Origin of the sequence: Sphingopyxis sp., assembly GCF_036402335.1 — a bacterium.
Taxonomy (GTDB): domain Bacteria; phylum Pseudomonadota; class Alphaproteobacteria; order Sphingomonadales; family Sphingomonadaceae; genus Sphingopyxis.
This window is the reverse complement of the sequence record NZ_DASWTD010000391.1, coordinates 1-7,638: the sequence shown is the minus strand read 5'-3', so window position 1 is coordinate 7,638 and position 7,638 is coordinate 1. Positions and strand designations below refer to the sequence as shown.

The window sequence follows — 7,638 nt, the reverse complement described above, 5'->3', positions numbered from 1 at the left end:
TGGCAGCGACTTCGAATAAGCGTCGCGCTGACAATCGATCGCCAAGGGGGCCGCAGGAAACTGCGGCCCTTTCTCGTTTCAGCCGATATGGGTCAGGTGGGCCACGCGGATCGCTTTCGACGCGAGCATAGGATCGATGATCCGCTGGATGCGGTGCGCACGCTGCGATCCTACGGTGATGTTGAACAGGCTGTTGGCGATCACATCGGCGATCTGGACCCCGTCGCTGCGTTTGCTGTCGGCAAGCGAAGCGCGCCCCCATTGGCCAAGCCCGGCCTGGATCTCTTCGCGAACATGCGACAGGATTTTCGGGTCATAGCGGCCGTCATCGATCACCACATCGGTACAGACACCGCCCGTTTCGGGCAGCCAGCGCCCGATCGCGAGGTTGAGCAGCGCGGCATAAAGCGCGAGATCGCTCGGGAGCGTGCCCCCGGGATTCTGCGCGAGCTTGTCGCGTTCGGCGATGGCCACCCACGCCCGCCCACCGGCACGATCGAACAGTTCGAGCAGGTAGGCGCGCTCGACGATGCTGATGCGGCTGCCCTTTAGTTCGCCGCGCAGCCCGGTGACCCCGCGAAATCGCGCATGGATGTCGGCCGCGGCCTTCGGAGTCAGCATCACGGCCGAAAAGGTCATCGCGTCGGCATTGAGGCCACCCGATTCATCGCAATAGATCGTCATCGGTCAGCGCTGCCGCACGGTCATCGCACGCGCCCGAAAAAGGCTACGGACCGGCTCTGGCCCGGAGCAATGGGGTCGGGCCATAGCCAGCGAACATGCGTGACATCCGCTGCCGTAGCGGGGCGGGCGGCAGCGCCTGCGACCGAAACCGTCAACGCTGCCAGCGCGCCAAACGTCTTGCCGTCGTCGGTGGATACGCCGAAGTTCGCGGGGTCGGCGATCTCGTCGAAGACCAGCCCTTCGGGAATCGGGTTGACCAGATTGACCCCGGCGGCAGGGGCCGCGCCCTTGTTCGTGAAAATAAGGGTGACACGGACGCGGTCGCCAGGAACAACGACGTCGGGGGCGACATAGGTCTTTCTTGCGGGCTGCCCGTCGGCCCCCGCAACCGATTTTTCCAGCTCGATCTTGCTGGTCAGCGCGCCGGTTTCCTGCGCCATCACGGGAGGTCCCGCGACAAGGGCCGCCATGGCCAGAATAGTCCACATCTTGCCGGTCATCGCGGTCTCCTTTGGTCCTCCCGCATCTTGGCGCATCAGGCGGGACAGGGGTAGCGTTTCTTCATCAACGCATCGAAGGCCGTGTTGATGCTGACCGATTTGCGGACGGGAACGGGATAGCTCCGGAGGTGCGACAGCCATTGCTCGGGACTCAAGGTCCCGGTTTCGGGCGGGCAGCTTGTCGTCCTGCGACCGGCGCGGCGATCGGCATCGATCCGCGCCTTGTAGCGCTTGCCTGCGGCGATAACCTCACCCTTCAGCTGATTCCCCTGCGGGGTGGCGAGCGCGAGCGGTCCCAGCCGCGAAATCGAATCCGCGCGGACCAGAAAGGCGGCGACGCTCATGTCGCCGGGCGCCATCCCGCAAAGCAGCGGGAAGGCGAGCAGGGCAGGCAACAGACGCGCGCATTTTCCAATAGACATGGGCCGAAATTGCCCCCGGCCAATGAATAGTCCCTGAATCGAGGCCTAGGCGCCTTGCGGGTTGGCGTCGCCGAACGGGCGCGGCTTGCGCTTGATCTGCGGTATACCGCCCGCGTGCCCGTGAACGGGCTTGCCGCGCTTGTCGGCATCGTCCTCACGGCCGATGTCTTCGCCCTTGATCGCCCGCTTCGCTTCCTCGCCCGACAGCGTCTCATATTCGAGCAAGGCGCCGGCAAGCAGATGGAGTTCGTCGAGATGGTCGGTCAGCACCTTGCGCGCGGCCTTTTCGCCTTCCTCGACGAGGCGGCGCACTTCGGCGTCGATCAGCTTGGCGGTCTCTTCGGACATGTTCTGCGCCCGCGACACGCTATGGCCGAGGAACACCTCGTCCTGATTGTCGCGATAGCGCAGCCAGCCGAGCTTTTCGGACATGCCATATTCCATGACCATGGCGCGTGCCATGTCGGTTGCCTGCTGGATGTCGTTCGACGCGCCGGTGTTGAGCTCGTCCTTGCCATAGATCAGCTGTTCGGCGATGCGCCCGCCGAAGCAGAGCGCGAGGCGCGCCTTCATCTGTTTCATATTCTGCGAATAGCGGTCGCGCTCGGGCAGGTTCCACGTCACGCCCAGCGCACGGCCGCGCGGGATGATCGTCACCTTGTGAAGCGGGTCGTTATGCTCGACGTGCAGCGAGACGAGCGCATGGCCGGCCTCATGATAAGCGGTCGCTTTCTTCTCGTCCTCGGTCATCACCATCGAGCGACGTTCGGCGCCCATCATGACCTTGTCCTTCGCCTCTTCGAACTCGTCGCTGGCGATCAGACGCTTGCCCTTGCGCGCGGCGAGCAAGGCAGCTTCGTTGGTCAGGTTCGCGAGGTCGGCGCCCGAAAAGCCGGGCGTGCCGCGTGCGATACGGCGAAGATCGACGTCGGGCGCGAGCGGTTTTTTGCGGGTGTGGACTTCGAGGATCTTCTGGCGCCCTTCGATGTCGGGGCGCGGTACGACGACCTGGCGGTCGAAGCGGCCCGGACGGAGAAGGGCGGGGTCGAGCACGTCAGGGCGGTTGGTCGCGGCGACGATGATGATGCCCTCGTTCGCCTCGAACCCGTCCATCTCGACGAGAAGCTGGTTCAGCGTCTGTTCGCGTTCGTCATTGCCGTTGCCGAGGCCGGCGCCGCGGTGGCGGCCGACCGCATCGATTTCGTCGATGAAGACGATGCACGGCGCATTGCGCTTCGCCTGTTCGAACATGTCACGCACGCGCGACGCACCGACGCCGACGAACATCTCGACGAAGTCCGAACCCGAAATGGTAAAGAAGGGAACGCCGGCTTCACCCGCGATCGCGCGGGCGAGCAGCGTCTTACCGGTGCCCGGCGAGCCGACGAGCAGTGCGCCCTTCGGGATCTGGCCGCCGAGTTTCGAGAATTTGGTCGGGTCCTTCAGGAACTCGACGATTTCTTCAAGCTCCTCGCGCGCCTCGTCGATACCCGCGACATCGTCGAAGGTCACGCGGCCCTGCTTTTCGGTGAGCATCTTGGCGCGCGACTTGCCAAAGCCCATCGCGCCCGAACCGTTGTTCTTCTGCACCTGACGGAAGACGAAGAAGGCGATGCCGAGGATCAGCAGGAACGGCAGCGACTGGACGAGCATGTACATCCAGAAATTGGGAACTTCCTGCGGCTTTCCGTCATATTTGACGCCATTGTCGTTCAGCATCTTGAGCAGGTCGGGATCGCGTACGACGTTGGCGGTGAAGCGGTCGCCGTTCGACAGCGTGCCCGTCACCTTGTCTTCGGACAGGACGACGTCCTTGACGCTGCCTTCCTGAATCTTTTGCCGGAACTCGGAATAGGCAAGCGGGTTCCCCGCAGGCTGCGAAGCACCGCCGAACATCGAGGCGACGAGGAGCATGGCAAGCAGGATGCCGCTCCAGATCATCACGCTCTTCATCCAGGGGTTGCCCTGCGGTTCCTTGTCGTCCTGCATTCGGATTCTTTCCTCAACGGCGCGGCACTGCGCTCCTATCCGTCACAAGATAGGATAATCGGGTTAAATGACAATGAGGCAATCAGGCCTTTTTCGGCGCTTTTCGCTGCGGCGCCGCAGAAATGCGCCAAATCGTCCCCTCGAGGCCCCGAACGGCATCGATCAGCAGCGCGCCGACCATCGCCCGCCGTCCCTCGTGCATCGCAGCGATTACCCCGTCGAGCGAGGCGCCGCGCAGCACGAGCTGCGGGGCGTTGGCGCGCAGCCGCTGCGCGACGATGCGGCGGAACATCTCGGGCGGATAGCCGTCGTCGCGGATTACCGCGATATCCGACGCGTCGGGCCAGGACGCGATCAGCCGCTCGACCGCCCAGTCGAGCGCTTCGTCGGCCTCGGCCAGCCATGCCGCCGAGCGCGCCGCTGCCGCCGGATCGAGCGCGGTCTGCGATTGCAGCGCATGGCGGAGCCGCGCGCGATCGAAACGATTGTCGCTGTTCGACGGATCGTCGACGAAGGGCAGGTCGTTTTCGAGCGCGAGATGGACGAGATCGCTCCGGCGCCAGTGAAGCAGCGGGCGCAAAATGACGCCGTTGCGGCTGCGGATTGCAGCAAGGCCGCCGACTCCGCTGCTGCGATTAAGCCGCATGACGATGGTTTCGAGCTGATCGTCGGCATGGTGCGCCGTGACGATATGGCTCAGCGCATTGGCCTCGCGCCATTGTTCGAGCAGGCGATAGCGTTCGGTTCGTGCGGCGGCCTGCTGCGATCCCTTGATCGGTGCTGGCGGACGCAGCGTCGAATGCGGGATATGCTCGCGCTCGCAAAAACCCGCAACCATTCGGGCTTCTTCGTCCGAACCCTTGCGCAGCCCATGATCGACCGTCGCCGCCCAGACCTGCCCGGGCAACAAGGTTGCCATCAGCCAGAGCAGTGCCATGCTGTCGGGGCCGCCCGACACGGCAACGCCATAATGGAAGCGGTGCCAGTCGGATCCGGCGAGCGCGGCGAGATCGCCGCCCAGCCGGCCCGCCGAATCGCGGTCAGCAACCTGCTTTTGTTTTTGCGGCGGCTGCATCGGTCCGGACATCCTGCGGCGCCTTGTCGCCATAGACTTCGTCGAGTTCGCGGAACGCCTTGCACGCGTCGGCCTTGCGTCCGAGCTTATCGAGAGCGACGCCCATGTACATCAGGCTGTGCGGGGCACGCGCGCCGCTCGGGCGATCCTTGTAATTATTGTAGAACGCCACCGCGGCGAGGCTCGGCTTGCCTTCGTCGAGATAGGCGCGGCCGAGAAGATTCTGTGCGAAGCTGGCCTGGCTGCTCTTCGGCCATTTGGTGACGACCGTCTTCAGCTGGGCCTGCGCTTCGGGGTAGAGCTTGGCTTCCCACAGGCGATAGCCATAGTCGTAGGCGTCCTTGGTTTCATTGCCGCTCGCCGGGACCTCGACCTTCTTGACGAGCGCGAGCCGCGCCGCGTCGGAGGTGGCCGGCTTGGCCGCCGGTGTTGCCGCAGGCTTTTTCGCCGGCGTCGCAGCGACTGTCGGCGTGGTCGCGGGCGGCTTTACCGTCGGGGCGAGGCCCGCCGGAGTGGTCGTCGGAGCGGCCACCGCCGACGGATCGGCGAGCCTTTTTTCCATTTCGGCCTTATAGGCGGTGAACTGCTTTTCGAGCTCGCGGAGCTGGAAGGCATTTTGTTCGGTCTGGCCGGTCAGCGTCTGCAACTGGGTTTCGAGCGCATCGACGCGCGCCGTCAAGTCGATCACCGGGGCGTTGGTGCGCGAACGTTCGCCCGGCGTGTTGTCGGGCGCGATTTCGCCTTCGAAAAAGGTCGGGCTGCCGCCCGGAAATACCGAGCGCTGCACCGCGCGCATTTCCTTTTCCAGCCGCTCGACCCGCTTGTCGATCGCGCCTTCCTGCGCCTGCGCGGGCATGGTCGCGACGAGGGCAGCCGTTGCCGCACCCAGGAAAGTGATATGACGCATTCTCATCTGCCGTTAGGCCCCCACCAATTAACCATTTTGTCGTTCATAACGCGGCAGGGTGCGACAGCGCAAACCCATTTCGGTACGCTGCCGCTCCAACCGGCCCGAATGATTGCCGATTTAGCCCTTGGGCTGCGGACGCGCGGTCGTTGTCGTTGCGTTCGCCGGGCCGCCACTTCCTTCGGCGTGGGCGATAAGGTCGGCCGGTTTGAGCGAGAAACCCTTGACCAGCGTATCGGCAGGGCCCACCGAACCGATGTCGCGGCCGCCGACGGTGACTTTCAGCGCCTGCGGGATACTCGTACGCAATGTGAATTGTTCGGTGTACGCTGGCGGTACCTGATAGGTTTCGCCCGCATCGAGTGTCCGCCAATTCTCGGTCTTGCCCTGCGCATCGTCGAAGCCGATCCAGACTTCCGATACCGCGGTGAGCACGACGGGCGCGTTGGCGGCAACGGCTGCGGCGGAATTTCCGGTTTTGGTCGCCGGAGCGGCCGCCACATCGCCCTGCGGGGCTTCCGAAGCATCGGCTGCCCGGTTCTGTGCCGCAATCAACGCTTCGTCGGGTTCGACCGACAGGAACCGCCAGACGCCATAGGCCGACGCGAGCAACAGCGTTATGATCACCAGCGTCCAGGTCAGCCGGGCTGTGGGCAGGCGCGCCGGATCGGTCGGTTCATAAGCCTCGTAAAGCGGGCGCGCGCCATAAGCGTCGTCTTCCAGTTCGCGGCGCACCGCGGCGCCGATCTCGGCCTCGGGAAGGTCAATGGCGCGTGCGTAGGCGCGCGCGAAACCGGTGACATAAGTGCGCCCGGGAAGTTCCGAAAAATCGGACTTTTCGATCGCGGCCAGATGGCGCTGGGTGATCCGCGTCCGCGTCGCCACGTCGGCGAGCGACAATCCCGCAGCCTCCCGCGCCAGCCGAAGCCGATCGCCGGTGCGCGTGATCGCCAACTCGCCCTGCTCGGGGGCGACTTCTTCTTCTGCCATTGGTGTCTCCGTGCCGGTCGCTTGCAACCCATTTCGACCGTGCCGCGCCGTTCATCGCATTTACGGCGCGGCAAAGTCAAATGAAGTTCGGTAAACGAACGGCTGAAAAGACGTCGATTTAAGCCCGCCCGAAAAACGGCACTTCAGAGCACATATTTGCTGAGGTCGGTGTCGCCCACGACCTCCGAAAGCTGGCGTTCGACATAGGCTGCATCGATCGCGAGGGTGGTGCCCGACATGTCTTCGGCGCCAAAGCTGACCTCCTCGACCAGTCGCTCCATGATCGTCTGCAGCCGCCGCGCGCCGATATTCTCGACGCGCTCGTTGACCTCGGCGGCCAGTTTGGCAACGCGCGCGATCGCATCTGCGGTGAACGACAGGGTCACATTTTCGGTGCCGAGCAATGCGGCATATTGTTCAGGAAGGCCGGCCTTGGTCTCGCTGAGAATGCGTACGAAGTCGGATTCGCTGAGAGCCGAGAGCTCGACGCGGATCGGAAGGCGGCCCTGCAATTCGGGCAGCAGGTCGCTCGGCTTGGCGACATGGAAGGCGCCCGACGCGATAAAGAGGATATGGTCGGTCTTCATCGGTCCATATTTGGTCGCGACCGTCGTACCCTCGATCAGCGGCAGCAGGTCGCGCTGGACACCCTCTCGGCTGACCGACCCGCCGCGGACATCGCTGACCGCGATCTTGTCGATCTCGTCGAGAAACACGATGCCGTTGGCTTCGGCGTCGGCGAGCGCAACGCGCGCGACGTCATCCTGGTCGAGGCGCTTGTCCTGTTCCTCCTCGATCAGCCGCGTCGCGGCTTCGATAACCTTCAGCTTGCGGCGCTTCTTGGGCGCGCCGCCCATCGCCTTGCCGAGCATGTCCGACAGGTTGATCATGCTCATCTGGCCGGGTTGGCCGGGCAGTTCGAACGGCATGCCGGGGACGTCGGTGACCTCGATCTCGACCTCGCTGTCGTCGAGATGCCCTTCGCGGATGCGCTGGCGGAAACTCTGGCGCGTCGCCTCGCTGGCACCCTTGCCGGTGAGCGCGTCGAGCAGCCGCTCCATCGCGGCCTCT

8 protein-coding genes are annotated in these 7,638 nt (G+C 64.4%); all 8 read right to left on the bottom strand.

The window, feature by feature from the left end:
* Positions 1–78: 78 nt before the first annotated feature.
* Positions 79–684: a DUF3800 domain-containing protein gene (locus VGD20_RS12430; protein WP_331134745.1), complete on the bottom strand. Its 606-nt coding sequence runs from the start codon at positions 682–684 to the stop codon at positions 79–81.
* Positions 685–704: 20 nt separating this feature from the next.
* Positions 705–1,184: a hypothetical protein gene (locus tag VGD20_RS12425; RefSeq protein ID WP_331134744.1), complete on the bottom strand. Its 480-nt coding sequence runs from the start codon at positions 1,182–1,184 to the stop codon at positions 705–707.
* Between the two features lie 35 nt (positions 1,185–1,219).
* Positions 1,220–1,579, bottom strand: coding sequence for a hypothetical protein (locus VGD20_RS12420; protein WP_331134743.1), 360 nt, complete (start codon positions 1,577–1,579; stop codon positions 1,220–1,222).
* A 72-nt stretch (positions 1,580–1,651) separates the two neighbouring features.
* Positions 1,652–3,595 carry an ATP-dependent zinc metalloprotease FtsH gene (ftsH, locus tag VGD20_RS12415; RefSeq protein WP_331134742.1) on the bottom strand — a complete coding sequence of 648 codons (1,944 nt, stop codon included), beginning with the start codon at positions 3,593–3,595 and terminating at the stop codon, positions 1,652–1,654.
* 82 nt (positions 3,596–3,677) lie between these two features.
* Positions 3,678–4,682: a tRNA lysidine(34) synthetase TilS gene (gene tilS / locus VGD20_RS12410; RefSeq protein WP_331134741.1), complete on the bottom strand. Its 1,005-nt coding sequence runs from the start codon at positions 4,680–4,682 to the stop codon at positions 3,678–3,680.
* Positions 4,636–5,583, bottom strand: coding sequence for a tetratricopeptide repeat protein (locus tag VGD20_RS12405; protein ID WP_331134740.1), 948 nt, complete (start codon positions 5,581–5,583; stop codon positions 4,636–4,638). The genes tilS and VGD20_RS12405 overlap by 47 nt, the downstream gene beginning before the upstream one ends.
* Positions 5,584–5,697: 114 nt before the next feature.
* Positions 5,698–6,567 carry a helix-turn-helix domain-containing protein gene (locus tag VGD20_RS12400; protein ID WP_331134739.1) on the bottom strand — a complete coding sequence of 290 codons (870 nt, stop codon included), beginning with the start codon at positions 6,565–6,567 and terminating at the stop codon, positions 5,698–5,700.
* A 143-nt stretch (positions 6,568–6,710) separates the two neighbouring features.
* A partial coding sequence (gene hslU / locus VGD20_RS12395; protein ID WP_331134738.1) for an ATP-dependent protease ATPase subunit HslU occupies positions 6,711–7,638 on the bottom strand: 928 nt, incomplete at its 5' end.

Excerpts from the sequence above, each read along its gene's own strand:
- tilS (WP_331134741.1), bottom strand. The coding sequence starts at position 4,682 with ATGTCCGGACCGATGCAGCCGCCGCAAAAACAAAAGCAGGTTGCTGAC.
- VGD20_RS12430 (WP_331134745.1), bottom strand. The coding sequence starts at position 684 with ATGACGATCTATTGCGATGAATCGGGTGGCCTCAATGCCGACGCGATG.
- VGD20_RS12405 (WP_331134740.1), bottom strand. The coding sequence starts at position 5,583 with ATGAGAATGCGTCATATCACTTTCCTGGGTGCGGCAACGGCTGCCCTC.
- VGD20_RS12400 (WP_331134739.1), bottom strand. The coding sequence starts at position 6,567 with ATGGCAGAAGAAGAAGTCGCCCCCGAGCAGGGCGAGTTGGCGATCACG.
- ftsH (WP_331134742.1), bottom strand. The coding sequence starts at position 3,595 with ATGCAGGACGACAAGGAACCGCAGGGCAACCCCTGGATGAAGAGCGTG.
- VGD20_RS12425 (WP_331134744.1), bottom strand. The coding sequence starts at position 1,184 with ATGACCGGCAAGATGTGGACTATTCTGGCCATGGCGGCCCTTGTCGCG.